This is a genomic window from Olleya sp. KJ81-1, from assembly GCF_055808135.1.
The window spans coordinates 1,346,376-1,370,569 of record NZ_CM147854.1 but is presented as its reverse complement, the minus strand read 5'-3'; the positions used below and the strand labels follow the sequence as shown (position 1 = coordinate 1,370,569).

Below are 24,194 nucleotides of genomic sequence, written 5' to 3'. Positions count from 1 at the left end.
TTAACTACTAGAAATAAAAAAACCTGCTTTTAAAAGCAGGTTTTTTTAGGGCATTATATTTTGTGATTAGATACTGTTTAAAGCATCTACTAATTGTGTTTTTTTGTTTCTACTTAACGGGATTTCGTAAGCACCAACTTCAACATTTTTACTGTTAAAGCGATCAACCTTGTCAAGGTTTACAATGTAAGACTTATGGATTCTTAAAAACTTACCGTCAGGTAATTCGCTTTCAAAAGCTTTCATTGTAGATAATACCACTAAGCTTGTATCCTCAGTAACTAGTTTTACATAGTCACCAAGTGCTTCAATCCATTTAATATCTCTAATATAAACTTTACGCTTTTTAAGATTACTCTTAACAAAGATGTGTTCTCCTTCTTCTTGGTTATAATCTAACTTTAATTTATGATGCTCTACAGCTTTATCTACAGCTTGACTAAAACGTTCTCTAGTAATAGGTTTTTGTAAATAATCAGTCGCATCATAATTAAATGCCTTAAAAGCGTATTCTGTTTTACCTGTAACAAAAACAATTTGGGGTTTATTGTTAAGTACGTCAAGTAATTCAAAACCATTTAAAACAGGCATCTCAATATCTAAAAAGATAAGATCAACTTTGTGGGTATTTAAACCGTTTTTAGTCTCTAAAGCACTGCTATATTCAGCAATTAAATTTAGATGATTATTATTCTCTATTAATTTTACAATAGAAAGTCTTTGTATCGCTGAATCATCAACTACTACACAATTTAATATCATAGTATATGTTCTTTATAGGTTAAGTTATCGACAATAGTACGAAAAAAGGGATTAAAACCAAAAAACATCGCTAAAATGTAACTTTTAACATTTAGTTAAGACTTTTAATTGGCTGTAAATTAAGTTTAAATTTAGATTAAAAACTATTTGTGGGATTAAATAAAAAGAAGTATTTTTGCACTCATTTTTAACACAAATAAATTAGATTTTTATGAATCATTATGAAACTGTTTTCATCTTAAATCCCGTTTTATCTGAAACACAGATAAAGGAAACAGTACAGAAATACGAAGAATTTCTTGTATCTAGAGGAGCAAAGATGGTATCAAAAGAAGATTGGGGACTTAAAAAGTTAGCTTACCCAATACAAAACAAAAAAAGTGGATTTTATCACTTATTTGAGTACCAAGTAGAAGGAGAAGTAATCAATCCTTTAGAAGTAGAGTTTAGACGTGATGAGCGTTTTATGCGTTACTTAACTGTAACTATGGACAAACATGCAGTGTCATGGGCGGAACGTAGAAGAGTTAAACTTAAACAAAAAGCGTAATTATGTCAAGTATAGAACAACAATCAAAAGGAAAAAAAGAAGGAGAAATTAGATATCTTACTCCTTTAAATATTGAAACTAACAAAAACAAAAAGTATTGTCGTTTCAAAAAGTCTGGTATCAAGTATGTAGATTACAAAGATGCAGATTGGTTATTAGGATTTGTTAACGCTCAAGGTAAAATTTTACCAAGACGTTTAACAGGTACGTCATTAAAGTATCAAAGAAAAGTGTCTGTAGCTGTAAAAAGAGCACGTCACTTAGCTTTAATGCCATACGTAGCAGATTTATTAAAATAAAAATATCATAACAATGGAACTTATATTAAAACAAGACGTTGAGAATTTAGGATTTAAAGACGATGTTGTAACGGTTAAGAACGGTTATGGTAGAAACTTTTTAATCCCTACAGGTCATGCTGTTTTAGCAACAAAATCTGCTAAAAAAGTATTAGAAGAAACTTTAAAGCAACGTGCTTACAAAGAGTCTAAAGAAGTTGAAGAAGCTAATAAAGTGGCTGAAGCAATTAAAGCTTTAGAAATCAAAATCGCTGCTAAAGTTGGTCAAGGAGACAAATTATTTGGATCTGTAAACAACATTGACGTTGCTGAAGCATTAGCTAAAGAAGGTCAAGACATCGATAAAAAATACATTTCTGTAACTACAGTTAAGCGTTTAGGTAAATATAACGCAGCAGTACGTTTACACAGAGCTGTAAATGTTGATTTAGAATTTGAAGTTGTAGCGCAAGCATAACTTAGATTTGTTAACAATACGTTAATAAATTATATCATAATATTAAAGCCACTCTATTAAGAGTGGCTTTTTTTGTTATATTTTTGTTAAATATTATGCACGCATAATGTCTAACAAACACACAACACAATGAAAAAACTAAATTTAACTATAGCTTTATTGCTATTTACAGTATTAAGTTTTGCGCAAGTTACCACAGCTAATATTAAGGGACTTATTACAGAAGATGCTAATATGCCATTATTTGGAGCTAATGTTGTTGCTATCCATGAGCCAACAGGAACAAAGTATGGTGCAATTACAAATTTGGATGGTCGTTACAATTTACTTAACCTTAGGGTTGGAGGACCATACAAAGTATCTATAACCTATGTTGGTTTTAAAGATCAAATTTTTTCTGATGTATATTTAACATTAGGTAAAACAACAAATTTAGATGCGGTTATGAGTTCTAGTGAAGTATCGCTAGATGAGGTCGTAATTACAGGTTCATCTTCCGGAACGTTTGGAAGTGATAGAACAGGAGCAGAAACAAGTGTTGGACGACGTGAATTAACTACGTTACCAACAATTTCTAGATCAGCTTCAGATTTTACAAGGCTAGAGCCTTCATCATCAGGAAACTCTTTTGGAGGTAGAAACGACCAGTTTAATAACTTTACACTGGATGGAGCAGTATTTAATAATCCGTTTGGATTAGATGCAGCAACTCCTGGAGGTCAAACCGACTCGCAACCAATATCTTTAGATGCTATCGATCAAATACAAGTATCATTAGCGCCTTACGATGTGACATTATCTGGATTTACAGGTGCTGCAGTAAATGCAGTAACAAAAAGTGGAACTAATGAGTTTCATGGTACAGTTTATGGTTTTACAAGAAATGAAGACATGACTGGTGGTAAAATAAGAGGAGAAGACGTGTTTCAATCAGATTTAGAGCAAAATCAATACGGAATTAGTATTGGTGGTCCTGTAATTAAAAACAAATTATTCTTTTTTGCAAACTTTGAAAAAGATGAGCGTTCAGATTTAGGAACAAACGGATTTGCTCCAAATAGAGGTACAGGTGCAATTAATGAAAGTCGAGTAGAATTAGAAGACTTATTAACTGTACAAAATGCATTATTAGATTTAGGATATGATCCAGGAAGGTTTGAAGGATTTAATTACGATTCAAACTCTACTAAAGGGTTATTTAAATTAGATTGGAATATTAATGATAATAACCGTTTAGCAGTAATTTATAATTTTTTAAATGCCTCTAAAGAAAAACCAGCCCATCCATCTGCATTAGGATTTAGAGGTCCTAATACTAATACACTACAATTTGAAAATACGGGTTATGAAATTAATAACAATATACAGTCAGTACAAGTTGAGTTAAATTCTACTTTATCAGGAAATGTGACTAATAAATTTCAAATGGGTTATACGCATTTTGATGACTTTAGAGATGCATTATCTTCGCCAGCACCAACGATTACAATTACAGATGGTGGATCAAACTATATAATTGCTGGTCATGAGCCATTTTCAATTAACAATAGATTAGACCAAAAAGTGTTTCAATTTTCTAATAATTTAAATTATGTAGAAGGTGATCATACATATACTGTTGGTTTTTCATATGAAAAATTTCAGTTTGATAACTCTTTTAATTTAGGTGCTTATGGTGCACAAGGTGTTTTCTTCCCAACCACAACAATGGATGATTTCCAAAACTTTGTGGATTCTGGTCAATTACAAAATTTATTTAACGAAGCTGCTGCTGCAGATGCAAGTTTACAAGCAAACGGAGAAGGTGTTGCAGGAGGATTTGCTCTAGCAGAAACTAATGTTGGACAATTAGCATTTTATTTACAAGATGAATGGAATGTTACAGAAAACTTTAAATTAACCTATGGTGTAAGATTTGACAAACCATTATTTTTTGATTCTTCTACTAAAGCACAAGAGGTTATTGACAGAGCATGTTGTTATGCTCCAGGTATTGAGTATACCAATCCAAATACAGGAGAAGGTGTATTTTTAGATAACACTAAAATGCCTTCAAACAAAGTATTAATCTCTCCAAGAGTTGGTTTTAATTACGATGTAAAAGGAGATAACAGTTTTCAAGTACGTGGTGGAACAGGATTATTTACAGGTCGTTTACCATTTGTTTGGTTAGGTAATCAAATAGCTAATCCAGAAGTATTCTTTTACCAAGTAGTAGATCCAGATTTTAAATTTCCACAAGTATGGAGAACAAACATAGGTACAGATTACAGATTTGAAAACGGTATTATAGCAACAGGAGATATCTCTTACACAAAAGATATTAATGGAGCGCATGTACAAAATTGGGGATTACGTAACCCTTCAGGAGTGCTTAATGCACCAGGAGACACAAGACCAATTTATACTTCAGGTGACATTATTAATAATGCTTATGTATTTACAAATTCGGATAAAGGACGCGTTTGGAATTTTACAGCAAAAGCGCAAAAAACATTTGATAACGGATTGTATACAACTATAGCATACAACTATTTAAATTCAAAAGACGTTAACTCAATCGAGGCAGAAATCACTGGAGATGCTTTTGCATTTAACCCAGTAGTTGGTAATGCTAATAACGACGTGTTGTCTTACTCTAAATATGGAGACACACACCGTTTTATTGGTGTAGCAAGTAAAAAGTTTACTTATGGTAAAGACAAATGGGCTACTACAATCTCTACATTTTTTGAATACGCACAAGGTGGACGTTTTAACTACACTTATGGTGGAGATTTAAATGGAGATGGATCTAACTTAAATGATTTATTATATGTTCCAACTTCTTCAGAGCTGCAGCAAATGCAATTTTCTGGAGCTGGACAAGCAGAAGCTTTTGAAGCATTTATCCAACAAGATGATTACTTAAGTGATCGTCGTGGAGATTATGTAGAGCGTTACGGAGCATTAGCACCATGGAGAGGACGTTGGGATTTAAAATTATTACAAGATTATAAATTTAACGTTGGTGGTGATAATTATAACACAATCCAATTTAGCGTTGATATTTTAAACTTAGGTAACTTATTAAATAGTGATTGGGGAGTAGTACAACAACCAACATCTGTACAACCAGTTGGTGTAGATGTAGATGCATCTGGAGTACCAACCTATACATTTACAGGTGTAACCGAAACTTTTTCATACGATACAAGCCTTTTATCAAGATGGCAAGCACAATTTGGAGTTAGATACATTTTCTAGTCCATACGTCACAGATATTTTTTAAATTTGCGCTCCTTTATAGGAGCGCATTTTTTTACACTAAAAAATACAAAAAATAATACTCAATGAAATTATTAAATCGCTTTCGCGGAAATCAAGCCATTAAGCCACTATATTTTTTACTAATTGTAATTAGCTTTATATCGTGCAAGAATAATAAGCAAGAGGTAACGGTTGTAAATGAAACAGCAGTAACAACACCAACATTAAAACCTTCTGCTTTAATTAACGCTTTTAAATACACACCAGACCAAGATGTTATTATTAGTGTGCATAGAGGAGGTAAAGGGTTAAAATATTATCCAGAAAACTGTTTAGAAACCTTAAAGTATATTAACGATAGTATACCTGCTATTTATGAAATTGATGTCGCACAAACTAGAGACAACGTATTAGTATTAATGCATGATAATACACTAGAGCGTACAACAACTGGAACAGATAGATTAAATAAATATACATTTGAAGAGCTTCAGGCTTTTAATCTACAAGATGATTACGGTAATGAGACTACTTTTAAAATTCCAGCTTTAAAAGACGTTTTAATATGGGCTAAACAAAACAATGTTGTGTTAACTTTAGACAAGAAAAAAAGCGTGTCTTTTGATGCTATTGTAGCATTAGTAAAGCAAGTAGAAGCAGAAGATGTATCAATAATTATAACTTATGATATGGAGCAAGCAATAGAAGCACATAAATTAGCACCTAATTTATTACTATCTGTTTCTGCCAGAAATCAAAAAGAATTAGATTGGTTATTACATTCAAGCATACCAACTCAAAATATGTTAGCCTTTACAGGTACTAAGTTATCACCAAATGACTTTTATAAAACAGTACAATCTCATGGTATTAAAACTATTTTAGGAACTTTAGGTAACTTAGACAAACAAGCTCAAGCTAAAGGAGAAGTACCATATACCATATGGAAAGACAAAGGAATAGATGTTTTTGCAACAGACAGACCTTTTGAGGTCGCTAAAGCGTTAAATATTAAGAAATAGAAAAAATGAAGTATTCTAGACTTACAAAAGAACAATTTGAAGAATTACATAAAGAGTTTATAAACTTTTTAGCAACACAGACCATTACAGCAGACGAGTGGGAAACCTTAAAAAAGGATAAACCAGAAGTAGCAGAACAGGAGCTAGATGTTTTTAGTGATTTAGTTTGGGAAGGTGTCTTAAACCAAGTAAAGTATGTGGAGCAAATATCTGCACATAACTTACATTTATTTACTTTTAATGACGACCATATGCACGTCATAGGTATCAAGATAGATGGTCCAATAGATGTAACTACACCAGATGGTTTTAACTGGTTACGCGAAAATTTAATGGACGAAACAGTAACCTTTACACAAGGTAAAAAAGACTATTCTGAGGATAAAAACTTAGATAAATTTAAGCTTATTCAATCAGGAAGTGCTATTACAAAAGGAGAATTGTATGAGTACATGAACAAGTTAATTAACTAAACAAGTCCTGAAAACGGTAGTTTAAAAAATAAATTAAAACCACTATTTTTGTTATTCTGTATAAGTACAGAATACGTTAAAGTAACACAAATAAAACCCTTTTAATAAAAGGAATATATATGGCACAAAAACCAAGTATACCAAAAGGAACAAGAGATTTTAATCCAGAAGAAGTTGCAAAACGTAACTATATATTTAGTACTATAAAATCACAATTTCAACGTTTTGGATTTCAGCCAATAGAGACGCCAAGTTTTGAAAACTCTGATACCTTAATGGGTAAATATGGAGAGGAAGGTGATCGTTTGATTTTTAAAATTTTGAATAGTGGTGACTTTTTATCAAAAGTGGACGAGCCATTATATGCTTTAAAGGATTCAGGAAAAATAACACCAAAAATCTCAGAAAAAGCATTACGTTACGACTTAACAGTGCCATTTGCTAGATACGTAGTGCAACACCAAAACGAAATAGAATTTCCGTTTAAACGCTATCAAATGCAACCTGTTTGGCGTGCAGATAGACCACAAAAAGGACGTTTTAGAGAGTTTTATCAATGTGATGCAGATGTGGTTGGTAGTGATAGTTTATGGCAAGAAGTAGAGTTTGTACAGTTGTATGACAACGTTTTTACAGCTTTAAAGCTAGAAGGTGCGACAATTAAAATTAACAATCGTAAAATATTATCTGGTATAGCTGAGGTTATTGGAGCAAGTGATAAGTTAATCGATTTTACCGTTGCTTTAGATAAATTAGATAAAATAGGAGAGGATAAGGTAAAGGAAGAAATGCTTGGTAAAGGTATTTCTGAAGACGGTATAGCTAAGCTTCAACCTTTGTTTACTTTAAAAGGTGATTTTGGATCACAAATAGAGAGTTTAAAATCTATTTTAAGTACCTCTGAAGAAGGTCAAAAAGGAATAGAAGAGTTAAGTTTTATTAATGAGGCTATAACTGCATTAGGTTTAAAATCTGCTAAATTACAGTTAGATGTAACCTTAGCCAGAGGATTAAATTATTACACAGGAGCTATCTTTGAGGTATCTGCACCAGAAGGTGTAGCAATGGGATCTATTGGTGGAGGAGGTCGTTACGACGATTTAACAGGAATATTTGGTCTTAAAAATGTAAGTGGAGTAGGTATTAGTTTTGGATTAGATCGTATTTATTTAGTTTTAGAAGAATTAGGTTTGTTTCCAGAAACTATTACAAAATCTACAGAAGTATTGTTTATTAACTTTGGTGATAAAGAATCCTTATTTAGCTTAAAAGCAATTAAAGCTTTAAGAGAAAATAATATAAATGCCGAGTTGTATCCTGATAGTGCTAAAATGAAAAAGCAAATGAATTATGCCAATAAGCGTAACATACCATTTGTTGTTTTAGTAGGAGAGGAAGAACTTAAAAATAATCAGTTCACTTTAAAAAATATGATTTCAGGGGAACAGGATAAAGTAAATTTAGAGGTATTAATTACTAAGTTGAAATAATTGTTTCTTGGATTTTTCTTTAGACATAATTATCGATTTTGTTCTTAGATTTTCAGGTCAAACTATAAGATGGTTGTTTTATCTAGGAAAAATTAAGTTTAAAGATTTAAATAACAGTGTTTATAATTATATTTTGTCAGTACTTTTTATTCTGGTAATAGTCATTATTATAAATGCTTAAATAGTATAAAATTAAAAAGCCGAAACATATGTTTCGGCTTTTCTTTTTAGTGAATTATAAAATGATTTGGGGCAATACTTATTCAACTAAAACTTTCTTTGAAATTTCACCTTCGCTCGTTTTTAATTTGATGATATAATTTCCACTACTTAACTCGCCAGAATTTAATTCTATGTAATCTTGTGTGTTAATATCTTTAAAGTTAGTGATGTGCTGACCTAATATATTGTACAAATTAACAGATGCAATAGTGTTTAACTTAGGATTATTAATAACTATACTTTGAAGGTTGTTAGAGTAATAAATGTTTATGTCGTTTGCTAAAATATTATCATCTACACTTAAACTGTCTTGTGGAATACTAAATACTAATTCAAACCTGTTATTATGTTCTCCTGCAGGTAAATTAACTATAAAATCTGATTGTCTTAAATCATGGTAAGTTGCATTTACAAGATCGTGTAAATAGATGTCTAAGCTATTTGGTACATTTTCTAAAGCGTCTAGGGTAAGTGTATTATCACCAGCAGTATTTGTAATTAAACTTATTGGTAACACTGTATTTTGATCTATGACGTTTGTACCTTGTATAATGTAGTCTTTGTTATCAATAGTCCAACACATGTCATCCATTTGAGCATCTTTTTTCTCTCCATCATAAGCCCAATCATATCCTGGAGTAGCATGACTGTCTTGAGTAACTAATAATTGTCTGTGTATTCCGTTAACAGAATTTAAACCTAACCTAATTTTTAATCTAGAGTCAGAATTATAGTTATCTGCGACAGAATTTTCAGCAGACATTCTTACAAACACAGATGATGATCCTTCTTTTTCAAAAACACGTTGGTTATTAGTAAATCTTAGTGTACCTGTATTTTCACTTTTTACAAAAAATCCTTGTGCAACCGGAATATAGCGACCTGGAAGTTTAGAAGGTGTACCACCTGTTGCTACCATAGGATCATTAGTACCATAACTTGCAGCAGGAGTTGCACCTGATAAATTATAGGTTGCATATCCACCTTGATAATCTGCTAGATTATGAGAGCCTCCTCCCCAATGTTCCCAAAAATATAATGTACCAGTCGTTCCTCCTGCTCCTAATATTGTTGGTGCATTATCCATAATAAATTGATGAGCATCTATTGCAGATGCATATGGATTACCAATTAAATATTCGTTTGAAGCAGTTATAGGTAAAGTTATATCACCATTATTTGGTTTTCCTTGTAACACATAATTTTGTTCTAAAGCTACATTTCCGCTTGTGTTTGTAACACCTTTCATTGTAAAGCCTTCACCAATTTGTAAAGATCCTGTACTTCTTACATGTTGCCAATCAGCATAAGCACCAGATTGGTTAGCGTATTTCCATATCCAATAATCTGCAATACCAATTGGTGTTCCAGAAGTACCATTATAACTATTAGTAATAAAGTTGATATTAGTTGGAGCAGCAGGATTGGTACCATCTTTATAAATTGTTGGTAATGTGTAGCTGTTATTATTTGTAGTTGCATTACTAGTTCCAACAGGCGACGACCAATAGTTATAGGTGTATAAATCCTGAGTACCTTGTTGGTCACGCTCTAATGTTCCTGAACTTGTAACATCTAGATCACTATTTAATGTTTGGATTAATTGTGATTCGCCTTCTAAATCTATTTTACCATCTAATTTTAAATAGTGTGTAATAGTCAAACCGTTACCTTGATTTAAACTGGTGTCACCATTGGCAGTTAGTTTATTACTTTCTACAAACAAACCTAAAACTGTTCTGTTTTGATTATTTCCAGAAGGAAGCGTGTTGTTATCTAATGTTAAATTATGGTTGGTTTTAACAATATTCCAATCTATAGTTACACTAGGATCAACAATACTAGCTGTTCCAGGCATATATAACTCGGCTCCATTAACCCAAGTACTGTTATTATCCCAACTACCATCACTTGAAGTGTTATAAGGTAAAGGAGAGGATTGGTACTCTAAAGTAAATTGATTAGGGTCTGTTAGACTACCTCTGTTACCATTACCAGAGACATCGTTAAGATGCGTTCCAATATAAGAATTCATGTTGTAATAAGCCTCTAGATTAGACCAGTCAACAACTTCAATATCATTTTTAGTTATTGCATTTGGGACTACAACACCATTTACAACAGTGCCTGCTTTTTGCAATTCTTGATTCATGACATATCGTAATTGAGTCAATGTTAATGCTTGGTCCCAAATTCTGATTTCGTCAATATCTCCTTTAAAAAAGTCTAAAATATTTAATTTGTCAATATAAATTGCACCAATAGCAAACTCGGCACCATTAGGCGTTGGATTGACAATGGTTTTTGAATTATCTAAAACTCCATCAATATAAAGACTAGCAATGTTGTTATCGTAAATTACAGCTACATGATGCCAAATATCGTTTGGTAAAGTTGTAATAGAATTTATTCGGTCTGTTGGATTGTTTCCTATTGAAAAACTTACAGTATTATTATCTGTTAAGAAAAATTTGTAACCATCTACACCATTATTTTTTGCAACTATTGTTTTGTCGCTAGCTAAGTTGTTAGAACCTTCAGGTTTTACCCAAGCCGAAGCAGTAAAGTCACCAGCTAAATCTACTTTATTACCTACTAAAGTAAAATTATCCACACCATCAAATCCTAAATGTCTAGATTTAACCTCTTCGTGTGCCACACCAAAAGTAAAATATTTAGTACCATCAAAATCATAAGTACCTTCTCTAGTGCCTTGACCGTTAAAAGTACTTGGGTCTAAAAATACCGTTTGTAAGTTAGTTGTAAAACCAGCATCATCTGATACAAGCATAACATAAGCGTCATTTCCTGTTAAAGGTGGTAATCCGGTTAAATCAGTATCAAATACAGATACCTCAACCGTTCCAATATCATCTCCAGCAGTTTCTACAATTTTCCATTTTCTGTTCATTACATCTGTAATAGTTGTAATAGTAGCAGGTCCTAAGCTTACTGTAACAGAAGCACCAGAAGTATTGGTGTTTTGACCATCATTACCCCAAACTAAAAACTCTTTATCAGTACTAAATGAGCTAGAGTTTAAGTTGTTTGTTAAAGCTGTGTTAGTTAATGATATAGCTACAATACTAGGGTTGTTAACGCTTTTAGATTGTTTTTGGATTAAATCCGAATCATCATCACGTCCAATTCCTGCAATATCATAATTAAAACCAGAATTTGCAGACACATCCCAAATTACGTTTCCATTGGAATCTACATAATCCTGAGACGTACCATTAATACCTAAGGTAACACCATATTTGATAGCTAAATAGGATTGGATTTTATTACGTTCGTCTAACAAGTTAGCATCATTTTTTCTTGAAGAAAAAGAGATAATTTCTACAATTCTAGCGTTAGTAGCAGCTTCATAACCTTCGCTTCTTCCAATCCAATAACGCGAATCATTAACATTAGAAAAATCGGCAACGTCATTGTGCACTGTTGCTACATTATTAGCATTATAAAATAACTCTTGTCTAGTTGCAGCAGTATTGTTTCTAGCATTTAAAATACCAACATTATTATAATTTGTAGTCGTATTATTATCTGCGACACCATAACCTGTATATGGAGCCGAATTAGTTGTAGGTCCAACACAATAGGCAAAAACCTCATTAGTAAATCTAGCCGAATAACGACCATATCCAAAACCTGTAACGTCTTCTGTATCTGTAGCTAAATCTTCGTCACCACAGAAAATATCCATGTTTCCAAAAGAGGTGTTAATGTTGTTATCAGGTAAAACAACTGCAAACATATCCTGAGTATAAAAACCAGAATCACTCTTTAAAAAGTCTCCATTGGTATTGTCAAAAGAGTAGTCATTATCTGTAGGAGCTAAGCTGTAAGAACTATCAAAACCTACAACAGCATTAAAGTTAACATTATAACTAGGATGATCTCTGTACGTAGGTTCTTGTCCAGCCACGTTTACTGTGGCATGATTAGTATTAGCTTGATCATACCAAGTTGTTAAAGGTTGGTTGTCGGTAAGTCCTGCTCCATCATTTGCTTTTAACCACGTTTCAAGATTAGATGTTACACCTCCAGGACCTTGTGCTAATGGCGTATTTCCATAACCCTGAACGTAAAAAGTATAAGGATTTTCATTGGAATCGTCATTAGCAATAGTAATTATTGCAGATCTTAATCCATTTGAAGAAGGATCAAAGGTGATGCTAAAAGTTGTATTACTTCCTGAGGCAATTGGAGTAGTTGGAATACTAGCTAAGGTAAAATCCGAAGCATTTGCTCCAGTTATACTAACATAAGGTAATCCACCTGTTAATGATAAAGGTAGTGTACCATCGTTGTTAATAATAAACATATTTGTATTACTACCAGAAGCAACATTAATAGACCCAAAATCTGTGTCATCTGTTGTACTAGGTGTATTATCTCCACTATTAATTGTTGTACCATTTCCTGTAATATTAATTTCAGGTAGAGGCGTAGTAACCGCAGTTAATGAAATATCATCAATAGCCATATCACTTCTGTAATCATTTCCTGTGTTTCCAGAAAATCTTATATTAATAGATTGCCCAACATAAGCGGTCAAGTTTATAGTAACTAAAACCCATGGAGATCCATTATTGGTTTGTACTTGATTACTTTGTGACCAAAGATTAACTGGGTATGTTGTACCACCATTTGTACTTAAATCTACATTTAGGGTTCCCATGTTAGCACCATACATATGATGGTAAAATGAAAATTGAGCAGAAGTCGCTCCTGTTAAATCAAAACATGGACTTAATAAGTTTGCTGTTCGGTTTGTATTATTAGTAGCTTCTGTGTATAAATACCAATTTCCGCCATTAGCGTTAGAAGGTCCAGTGTTATTTGAAGGTGTCCCATTTGAGTTTCTTGTCCAATTTAAATTTTCACTAGTATCCTGTGTCCAACTTCCTAAACCAGATTCAAACCCTTCGTTATAAGGAAAACTACTTACTATAGAAGAGCAACTAGTTGCACAACCTCCAGATACATTAAAAAATTGAGTAACACCTCCTGGTGTTGCTCCATTACCTGAGTTTGTTAATACAGTGGTACCACTAGATGTAATGGTTATATTAGATGTCGTTCCATTCCAACCATCATTATAAGTATCATAAAGTACTGCGTAATAATTAATACCATCTGCTATACAGCCTAAATCTAATGTAGTGCTGTATGAGTTATTAGCACTACCGTTATATCCATTATCAATAGTAGCTAATAAAGCGCCTCCAGGATTATAAATTTCAACTCTGTTTTCCGAGGACCAACTTGGCCAATTTACAGAGACTTGTACAATAGACGTCTGAGCAAACGTATTACATAAAGTAAATAGACTTATCAGTAATATGTGTTTCTTACTGAATAAGTTAGCTAATAAAGCTTTAAAAGTAAAGGTTGTCATAAGCAGGAATGTGTTTAGTTTGGGGACTAATTCAAAATTCGAGGTAAAACTATTGCTTTATTAGGTAAAATACAAATATTTTCGATGAAATGCACTTTTGAAGATTTTTTTGAATCATTTATGGGTTTAAAAGCATAAAAAAGGGTGTAAAGTATTATGTTTTTATATTAAGGTGAAATAAAAAAAACCAAGACATCATGTCTTGGTTTTTTAGTTAATAAGAAAAAAGTAGATTTGGGCTATATTATTCGATTAAAACTTTTTTAGATAATTTACCATTTTCTGTAATTACTTCTAAAACGTAAGTACCAGTGCTTATTTTGTTCGTTTTTAATTCGATTAAATCTGTAGATTCAAAATCATTAAAAGAAACAATTTCTTGTCCTAATATATTATAAAGACTTACTGTTTTTACATTTTCTAATTTAGGGTTATTTACTACTATAGTATTAGACCCATTTGCATAGTAATAATTGATTGTAGTTTCTATTTCAAAATCTTCTGTAGACAATGAGTTAGATACTTGACTAAACCTTAAATCAAATCTATCCAAATACACTCCTGTTACTAAGTCTAAAGAGACGTCGTTTTGTCTAAGATCATGGTAAGTATTTGTAACGTTGTCATAGATATAAATTTCTAAGTCATCTGGAACATTTTCTAAAGCATCAATTGTTATGGTGTTTATTCCATCAGTATCAACATGAATTCCTAGAGGTAAAATAGTTGCGTAATCAATAACATTAGTACCTTGTATTGTATATTTATTATCGCTAATCATCCAATACATATCGTCCATTTGCTCTGTTTTGGCTTCACCATCATAACCCCAATCATATCCAGTAGAAGCATTAGTATCTTCTGTGACTAATAATTGTCTGTGTACAGTGTTAACAGAATTAAAGCCTAATCTAATTTTTAATCTGTCATCTGCATTGTAACTATTAGATGTTGTTGCAGCATCAGAAGTAGACCTAACAAATACTGAAGAAGCTCCTTCTTTTTCAAAAATACGTTGTCCATTATTAAATCTAATGTTACCCGAGTTTTCACTTTTTACAAAAAATCCTTGAGACACTGGAATATAGCGACCTGGTAATTTAACAGGTGTACCACCTGTAGCGACTAATGGATCATTGGTACCATAGCTTGCAGCAGGAGTAGATCCTGATAAATTATAAGTAGCGTAACCACCTTGGTAATCTGCCAAATTGTGAGATCCTCCTCCCCAATGTTCCCAGAAGTATAATGTTCCGGTTGTACTACCAGCACCTTCTATTGTTGGCGCATTGTCCATTATAAATTGGTGCGCATCTAGTGCTGATGCATATGGATTACCAACTAAATATTCGTTTCCTGCAGTAATAGGTAGGTTAATATCTCCATTGTTTGGTTTTCCGTTAAAAACATAGTTTTGTTCTTGTGACAAATCATTACCAGTATTTGTAACTCCTTTTAAAGTAAACCCTTCTCCTGTTAAAAGTGATCCAGTGCTTCTAACATGTTGCCAGTCTGCATAAGCTCCAGATTGGTTAGAATATTTCCATATCCAATAATCTGCAATACCGATTGGTGATCCTGAAGTACCATTATAACTATTTGTTATAAAGTTTATATCAACCGGATTATTAGGGTCAGTACCATCTTTAAATACCTGAGGTAAAGTATATGCATTGTTATTAGTACTATTATTTGTTACACCAACTGGAGAAGACCAGAAGTTGTAAGTAAATAAATCTTTAGTCCCTTGTTGGTCACGTTCTATCGATCCTGTACTTGATGGATCTAAATCACTATTTAAAGATTGAATTAATTGCGACTCACCTTGTAAATCTATTTTTCCGTCTAATTTTAAATAGTGAGAAACTGTTATTCCGTTACCTGTATTTAAATCGTTATCACCATTTACAGATAATGTGTTATTAATAACATTTAAACTTAAAACCGTTCTGTTATCATTGTTATTAGCTGGTAGGTTGCTGTTGTTTAAAGTTATGTCATGACTTATTTCAACAATATTCCAATCTACAGTAACATCAGCATCTACTATTGATGTAGATCCAGGAATGTAATGCGTATTACCATTAGTCCATGTGTTATTATTTGCCCAATCACCAGATGTAGTAGTAGTGTATGGTAAAGGTGCTGTTTGGAAATCAACAGTATTTAAGTTTTTTAAAGCCCCTTGGATATTATTCCCTGAAGCGTCGTTAGTATTAGTATAGGTATAAATTGACATTGGATAATATCCTTTTAAATTACTCCATGGTAATGAAGCTACCTCATTATTTGTTATTGTATTAGGTACTATTTTTCCGCTTGTAAACGAACCGTTTTCTTCAATTTCTTGGTTCATTAAATAGCGCAATTGTCCTTCGCTTAGATTAGTACTCCAAACTCTAATTTCATCAATATTTCCTCTAAAAAATTGATCCGTAGATGTTTTTGAAGCAGCAGCAATTAAAAATGACTCGTCAGTATCAATAGGAGCAGACCTGTTTGCAGATCTATCTAATACACCATCTATATAAATTTTTACATTAGATCCATTATATATTGCTGCAACATGATGCCATTCGTTATCAGGAATTCTTGTTGCACTTGTTAGTCGCTGTCTACTACCATTTTGCCATTCTATTCTTATACGATTGTTATTTAAAATCTGAAAATCATATCCTGCATTAAAAACACTATTACGTTTAGATAATATTGATTTAGTTCCGGAATCTGCAGCATCTCTTTTTATCCAAGCAGAAACTGTAAAAGCAGATGGGTTTAAATCCAAATTATCTTCCATGTCAATATAGTTACTGGCACCATTAAAATATACAGATCTAATAACTTCTACTTGTGATGCGTATCCAAATGTTATGTATTTAGTACCATCAAAATCGTATGTAGTTTCTAAGTTTGTACCATTTATGGTCATTAATCTGTAATCTGCAGTTGGGTCAAAAACTGGAGTGTCTGATATAAACATGTAGTAACTACCTGGAGGAGAAATGTTTCTAATCGCGTTTTGCGGAATGGAAACTTTTACCTTACCAATATCTCCACCATTTTCTACTACTTTCCAAGTACGTTGCATACCTAAAAAGCTTACTAAAGTTGATAAACCTGGTATACCACTACTCATGTCTACACTTATTACTTCTGGAGCTGCATCTAAATCTGCATTATTGTTTCCCCATGTTAAGTATTCACGATTATTTAATGATACAGGATTTGACGCTTTATTTATACTATTTGTGTCGTAAATGTCAGTTAAGCCCATAGTAATTAATCCTCTAGTTTCTCCTGTAGCATCTAATTCCGAGTTTACACTTTTTGATTGTCTCTGGTCTAACTCAGCACTATCATCACGTCCAATACCAGCAATATCATAGTTGTATCCATTATTTGCAGATTGATCCCAAATTACATTTCCTTGGCTATCCACATAATCCTGAGAGATTCCGTTAACACCTAATGTGATTCCATATTTTATACCTAAATAGGACTGTATTCTATTACGTTCTTGTGTAAGGTTGTTATCAGATTTTCTTGAATTGTAAGTAATAACCTCAGCAATTCTACCATCAAAACTTCCGTTCCAATATTGACTTCTTCCTAACCAATATCTACCATTATTAATTGTTGCATATCTAGATATGTCATTAGTTTGATTACCAACTTGTTTGGCATTAAAATATAATTCCATGTTACTATTAGCTGCATTCTGTCTAACGTTAACTATTTGAATTTGATTGTAATCTGTCCCTGAATTTGTATCAGCTATTCCGTAACCATTTTCGGTTGGGTTTGATGGCGTTTCACTAGTCGTACCAATACAATATGAAAGACGCTCATTAACAACCCTTGCTGTATAAGATCCATATCCAAAACCTGTAACATCCTCAGTAAAACTATCTGTTAATGGATCCGATCCAGTAAAAGTATCCAAAGGTATCATTGAAGTTGTAATTTCTGGATCTGGTATTAAGACTACAAAAACATCATTAGTACTAAAACCTCCAGTTCCTTTTAATTCGTCTCTATTATTTATATAGGTCATATCAGATTGAGACGAATTATTGTTATTTTCAAACTCGATAACAGGGTTAAAATTTAAATTTTTAGAGCTATTGTCTCTGTACACTGGTTCTTGTCCTGCAACTACAACTTCTGCATTGTTCCCTTTTCCGTTATCTACCCATTTACTAACGTTAGCACCATCTAAACCATAATTAGAACCATCTAACTGATCTGCTTTTAGCCATAAGTCTAAATTACTTACAACACCTCCAGGTCCAGTAGTTGGTGTATTAAATGTTGTACCAGTAATTGTAATGTTATCTATCATTAAATAATCATTAGTGTCACTTGCATCACATCTTATTCTAAATCTACCTGTTCCTAATAAAGGAAAGTTAAAATCAGTAGCCATTAAGGTTGCTGTTTTACTATAAAAAATAGTCGAGTTACCTGATTGAAAGTCACCATTTTTATTAGCAACACTACCACTAACAAATCGTGCAACGGTTTGCCAACTACCACCTCCAAAGAAACCTCCTGAGCTGTATTCTATAAAAAAGTCTTCGCCATTTTCCATACTATAGGTAGTAAAGAAAAATTTAAAGTCAATTTTGTCGTAAGCTCCAACATAAAAATATGGAGAAGTCATTGAGGAGTTGTCACCTAAATTATCTCTTAACCAAAAACTGGTATTTCCTTCGTAAGCATAAAAGGTATTTGTTGCTCTGTAGGCTTGGGAGGACTGTGTCCAACCTTGAGTTCCAGATTCAAAATCATAAAATCCTAAAGTCGTTTCGGTTTGACCAATTGCAGAATAGTTATTAGCAATACTTAATAATGCTAAAAGAATTAGTAGGGTTTTGTTGAGGGTAATGTTTTTCATAGTTTAAAAGGTCGATTTGAGGGGAATCTTTTTTTGTTAATATGATGTAAAATTAAATTTAAGCAAGCACTAAATAGGTTGACTTTAGTTTGAATGCAATTAACTGTCGACAAATGGATAGTTTCTTGCTTTAGACCGTTTTCAGGCTATTTATTGCTTGCTTGTAGGTTGTTGTTGGTTAAAATTTAATTAGTTTTTGAGTTTGAACAAATGTGTTTTTAGAATCTGAAATACGTAAAAAGTAAGGTGCTTGTTCTAAGCTTTCTAACTGATTTAGTCTAATCTTTCCATTAATAGGTTGCGTTACTTTATTGTATATCACTCTACCATTTAAATCAAATATTGAAACAGATATGGTGTCGTTATTTAAGCGTATTGGTAGTTTAATGTCTATAAAAGCATTAAAAGGGTTTGGACTAATAACAATGTTCTCATTTTCAAATTCAGTAACTCCTAAAGTCTCGGTTTCGTCAGATCCATTGCAGTCCTCATCAATTCCGTTTTGTGGGATTTCGGTTGCTCCAGGATATACAGTGTCATTAGTATCATCACAATCTGTGCTATCCGTTACATAACCAATAGGCTGCGTACATGTTAATATTGAATTACTAGCGTCTCCAAAACCATCTGCATCATTATCTGCATAGTATGTGTTAGTAGCAGTTGTTACAGTGATGTTTAAAGTTTGATCTGCATCACATCCAGAACCAGTTACTGTAACAGATGTATCTCCATCTGCACCATTATATGTTACACTGTTTACTGACCATGTGTAGGTTTCGTTTGAGCAAATAGCAACATTGGTAATTACAGGTTCTGGAGGTGTTCCTGTTACAACCCAAGTACAAGTACTAGAGTTGTAAGTTGCTGTTTCATAACAAGCAGTTGTTGGAGCATCTTGTTGTAATATAGTAACGGTTGCAGTTGCTGTATCTATATTAGCATTTGTGTCTGTAACGGTAAGTGTGACTGTGTTTTCCCCAATATTAGAGCAATCAAAACTGGTTTGTGATAGACTGTAAGATGCAATTGCACAATTATCTGTTGATCCATTATTAACATCAGCAGGAGTAATGGTTGCATTTCCGTCTTGATCTAATTGCACATTTATATTTTGTGTTATGGCAACAGGATTAGTTAAATCTTCAACAATATTTACAGTAAAAGAAGCTGTTTCTGTATTACCAGAACTATCAGTCACGTTGTAACTAATTGTTGTTATTCCGTTAGGAAAAGTATCTCCACTATTTAATCCAGTAGTATCTGTTCTATTAGCTGTTAATGAATTATCACAATTATCCGTAACTGTTGGATCTGTCCAAGTTGGATTATTAGCACCACAAGTCAATGCAATATTTTCTGGTACACTGGCAAATACAGGCTTAATTTGATCTAATACAGTTATAGTCGCTGTACAAGTATCAGTTTGACCATCTGCATCTTCCACAGTTAATGTTACTGTAATAGGCGTACCAACATTAGAACAATCAAACGTATCTATATCAATACTATAGTTTGTAATGGCAACATCGTCTGTTGATCCATTATCTATTTGAGATGTTGTTATTGATGCGTTTCCGGTAGCGTCCAATTGCACATTTATATTTTGACAATTAGCCACAGGTGGAGCAGAAGTCGCTATATCAGAGGTAATACCTAATTTATCAATTGCAATGTCTCCAGACCATCCATCAACTGCGTTAGAGCTAGTTGTAGCACTTAATCTTAACTTAATAACTTGACCATCAAAAGATGATAAATCAACAGTTTGAGTTTTCCAAGCCTCTGTATGGCTAGCTTGTTGACTTCCAGAAAGTGTATAATCACTTAAAGTAACATAGTTTGCACCATTATCTGTACTTACATCTACTGTTAATACGCCAATAAAGTCTCCAAACATGTGGTAATCAAAATTGAAAGATGCATTTTCTCTATCAGAAAAATCAATACATGGACTTAATAAACTAGCTGTTTTGCTAGGAAAGTTAGGGTCTGATGCTTCAATATAAATAAAGTAAGTACCATCTGATGCTACAGAAGGTCCTGTGCCTGTTGATGGTGTAGAATTACCATCTGCTTCTTGTTGTTTAATTGTCCAATTAAAATCGTCAGTAGGTGAGGTTTGATCTGTCCAAGCACCTAATGTATTCTCAAAACTTTCAAAATAGGGGAAGGTCGCAATTGCTGTTCCTGTACAAGGCGCTGATGTAGTTGTTGTAAAATTAGTTATTGCACTGTAACTAGAATTACTAGAAGTACACTTTGTTCTTACTCTAACATCATAATCTGTAGCCTCATCTAAGCCATAAATAGTATACGTATTTGTAGCAATATCTGTAATGGTTGTCCATCCAGCAGATCCAGAACCTGTTTCTCTGTAACGTAAATCGTAAGTTGCTAACACGCCTTCATCCCAATTTACTTCTGCAGTAGCTGTTGTAATATTTGTTACAGTTACGTTGTTAGGTACATTAGGTTCACATGCATAAGTGATGCCTATAATTTTAAAGTCATCAATAAAAAAACCATCATTAGTTGTAGAGTAGTTTTCATTAACATTTAATGCGTCAGTCCTGAAGTTAAATCTGATTTTTACATTGTCAGAATTTAAAATTGAAGCATAATCACTGTCAATAGAAAACTCTTCCATAACCCAATTATCCATTCGGTCACCATCATATATCTGTCCAGAACTATTAGCTTGATAATTAGCATAAGTACTACTTTTATTGTCATGACTAGTTGTGTTACTAGTTGCGTTGGGTTTTGTGTAATTTCCGCAAAGCGAAATCCAATTTGATCCACCATCTGGTGAAGCTAAAACTTCTGCAAAGTCATAATTTCTTTCAATATCCCATTTTGAATAAAACTGAATTATTACTTCATTAGAATTTGTAAAATCAAAGCTATTAGTTGTTGTCAAAGATTTTGAAGCATTTGCCTGATAAGACCCTGTGCTTATTGCACTACTACCATCATAAGAGTTTGATGTAATAGACCAACTTCCAGATTGTGTCCAACCATTTAATCCGTCTGTATCAGGACTGTTTTGAAACAATATCGTAGGTTGATAGTATTTTGTGTATTCAGCTTCATAGATAACTCCATTATCGTTTGATAACGCGACGTTGTAGACAATTTTTTCGTTTGGAGAAATTCCAGTATTTAAATTTAAAGAAAAACTAACATTTCTTTGTTCTAGTACAGATATGCCTACTTCTGTTACTGGAGAAGCTATACTTGAAATGTTAGAAGATATTGGTGTTACAGTTACAGTAAAATCACTTGCTGTTTGTCCAATACGTTCAATACCTAATACAATATCATCACCAATAGCATTGTTAATTGTACTTTGTGTTAAATCGTGTAGCTTAGCATATTTACCTCCATAATACGCAGTCGCTAAGGAAATACGCATGGAGTTTACAGCATTTAATCTTACGTTTGCATTATTAGGCCAAAATCCAGAACTGTTTGCACCATGTTCAGGCGTTGTTGCTAAAATAGCTTGACCAGAACCATTTTTTCCATTATTATCGTTAGCTCCACCCATCATCCAATCATCTGGTAAACCATTAGATTCATAAAAAATAGTTGCTCCATAAAGGTATCTATTATACCTAGTCATTTCTTCATGCCATTTATAAAATTCATTTTCTCTACCAGAACTTAAAGTTGGTACACCACCATATGGATGCGGAACAGAATTAGCATAAGAGTGATTCCAAACACCTGTTTTAAAATTACGGTTAGTAATAAAATCTACCATAATTTGTGTCTCTGGTTCAGAAGCAGCAGATGGACCTCTATATAAATTACTTGTAGGAGATCCAGAAGATCCAACATCGTTGTAATCCCAATAGTAGTCAAAGTTTCGGTTTAAATCTACACCTCTTAATGCAGTCGAATTAGATGTGCTTCCAGTATTTGGTCTTAAGTTTTTACGCTGCATTCCACCTCCTCCTGGACTTAAATGTTGATTCCAACGTAAACCGTCAGGATTAACTACTGGTACAAAATATAACTCGTTATTATCAACTAACTCTTTAATCGCGTCGTTTGTATTATAGTTTTCAATCAAATACCACATAAAATATATGTTATTCATTAAAGCACTTACCTCTCTAGAGTGTATCATAGAAGTAAATAATATTTGTGGTTTTGTACCTTCAGCAGTAGCGCTTTCGTTACCTGTAATACGTATATAGTTAATGGTTTGTGGGTTCCATCTAGATGTACCTTGACCAGAATACGTTAATCCGTTGTTGGTAATTGTATTTTGTGGATTACCCCAAGTTTTTTTATTATTAGATGACGCATCTTGTCTAGCAGATACTATATTTAAGTTATTTGTAGCATCATAGGAATTCATATTATCCAGTTCGGTTAAGACTTCGCTTATTGTTAAGCAATTTCCCATTGATCCAAAATGAAAATTAGTTGGTTCTACCCAATTAAATTCGTCACACCCTGTATATTGTATAATATTGTCTTTAATAATATTAGATACAGAAGCTCTTAATTGACCTTGTGATGCATTACTGTTATAAGTTTGTTTACTGGTTGTAGTATTAATGTCATTTTTAATTCTATCCGCATAAAATTTTGTTAAGTCATCTATCACGACTTCAAACTGTATATTGTTTTCAGATAATATTTCAAGTTCAGTATCTGCTAACTCTAAAGTTAAATTATCATGATCATGAGATGCTCCACAATTTAAATCAATACCTCCAGTTGCAATAATACGTTTTGTAGCAGCGTCTGGATTTGTGATTTTAATTCTAGAATGTTTTTCTTGTGAAAAAGAAAACGTACAAGTAAGTGTAATAAGAATAAGTAATGTAATTTTATTCATTGTTGTTGGTTTGAGGTATAAAGGATTTTATAATTAGACCGCTAAACTAGGAAAAATATTACGAAAATCTTCTTTTAAATGCATAAAAACACGACAAAATGCATCTTTTTAGTCTAATTAGTTGAAAATGTGTAATTTACAAAATGCTTTTTTTATCGATAAAGTGTAATTTTTTGTAAAAATCTTCGATAAAATACACTTTTTATTAACTAAATATTATAATTAGCTGCTCTGAAATCATAAAATTATTCTAATTTTTAGGTAAAAAGTAAGAGGTTTCTTTACTTTTTATTGTCTTTTTTTCAATTGAATTTAATGCTAAAATTAGTCGTCCAATTACCTTGTTTTTTTGTTTAATTAACAAGTTTTAGCATGATTAATTTATAATTTCACGGAATACCGTTAGTTTATTTGTTGCTAAATACCTCAATTTTTGTAGCGTAAGTGTATAACAATAATTTAATAAGATGCATTAACTATGGAAAACGGTATTAATATTAAAATAGAA

11 protein-coding genes are annotated in these 24,194 nt (G+C 32.6%); 7 read left to right on the top strand and 4 right to left on the bottom strand.

The window, feature by feature from the left end:
- Positions 1-66: 66 nt before the first annotated feature.
- Positions 67-762 carry a LytR/AlgR family response regulator transcription factor gene (locus AC0L3M_RS06465; protein ID WP_145002100.1) on the bottom strand — a complete coding sequence of 232 codons (696 nt, stop codon included), beginning with the start codon at positions 760-762 and terminating at the stop codon, positions 67-69.
- Between the two features lie 211 nt (positions 763-973).
- Between AC0L3M_RS06465 and rpsF the strand changes: the two genes are divergently transcribed.
- The 7 genes from rpsF to hisS all read left to right on the top strand — a co-directional run bounded on the left by rpsF (position 974) and on the right by hisS (position 8,302).
- Positions 974-1,312 carry a 30S ribosomal protein S6 gene (gene rpsF / locus AC0L3M_RS06460; RefSeq protein WP_145002099.1) on the top strand — a complete coding sequence of 113 codons (339 nt, stop codon included), beginning with the start codon at positions 974-976 and terminating at the stop codon, positions 1,310-1,312.
- Between the two features lie 2 nt (positions 1,313-1,314).
- Entirely contained in the window at positions 1,315-1,611 is a 297-nt protein-coding gene (rpsR, locus tag AC0L3M_RS06455) for a 30S ribosomal protein S18 (protein WP_028281796.1), read from the top strand.
- A 13-nt stretch (positions 1,612-1,624) separates the two neighbouring features.
- Complete coding sequence (rplI, locus tag AC0L3M_RS06450; RefSeq protein WP_145002098.1) at positions 1,625-2,068, top strand: 50S ribosomal protein L9; 444 nt, start codon at positions 1,625-1,627, stop codon at positions 2,066-2,068.
- A 129-nt stretch (positions 2,069-2,197) separates the two neighbouring features.
- The gene (locus AC0L3M_RS06445; RefSeq protein ID WP_473432260.1) at positions 2,198-5,314 is read left to right on the top strand and encodes a TonB-dependent receptor; all 3,117 of its coding nucleotides are present in this window, start codon (positions 2,198-2,200) and stop codon (positions 5,312-5,314) included.
- An 86-nt stretch (positions 5,315-5,400) separates the two neighbouring features.
- A complete protein-coding gene (locus AC0L3M_RS06440; protein ID WP_473432259.1) occupies positions 5,401-6,339 on the top strand; it encodes a glycerophosphodiester phosphodiesterase family protein in 939 nt (312 codons plus the stop codon).
- A gap of 5 nt (positions 6,340-6,344) precedes the next feature.
- Entirely contained in the window at positions 6,345-6,812 is a 468-nt protein-coding gene (locus tag AC0L3M_RS06435) for a DUF6495 family protein (RefSeq protein WP_292946664.1), read from the top strand.
- A gap of 119 nt (positions 6,813-6,931) precedes the next feature.
- The gene (gene hisS / locus AC0L3M_RS06430) at positions 6,932-8,302 is read left to right on the top strand and encodes a histidine--tRNA ligase (RefSeq protein WP_292946667.1); all 1,371 of its coding nucleotides are present in this window, start codon (positions 6,932-6,934) and stop codon (positions 8,300-8,302) included.
- A gap of 259 nt (positions 8,303-8,561) precedes the next feature.
- Here hisS and AC0L3M_RS06425 read toward each other — a convergent pair whose 3' ends face one another.
- The 3 genes from AC0L3M_RS06425 to AC0L3M_RS06415 form a co-directional block, all read right to left on the bottom strand.
- A complete protein-coding gene (locus AC0L3M_RS06425) occupies positions 8,562-13,931 on the bottom strand; it encodes a DUF8202 domain-containing protein (RefSeq protein WP_473432258.1) in 5,370 nt (1,789 codons plus the stop codon).
- Between the two features lie 244 nt (positions 13,932-14,175).
- Entirely contained in the window at positions 14,176-18,828 is a 4,653-nt protein-coding gene (locus AC0L3M_RS06420) for a DUF8202 domain-containing protein (protein WP_473432257.1), read from the bottom strand.
- Between the two features lie 178 nt (positions 18,829-19,006).
- The gene (locus AC0L3M_RS06415; RefSeq protein WP_473432256.1) at positions 19,007-23,686 is read right to left on the bottom strand and encodes a M14 family zinc carboxypeptidase; all 4,680 of its coding nucleotides are present in this window, start codon (positions 23,684-23,686) and stop codon (positions 19,007-19,009) included.
- Between the last annotated feature and the right edge of the window lie 508 nt (positions 23,687-24,194).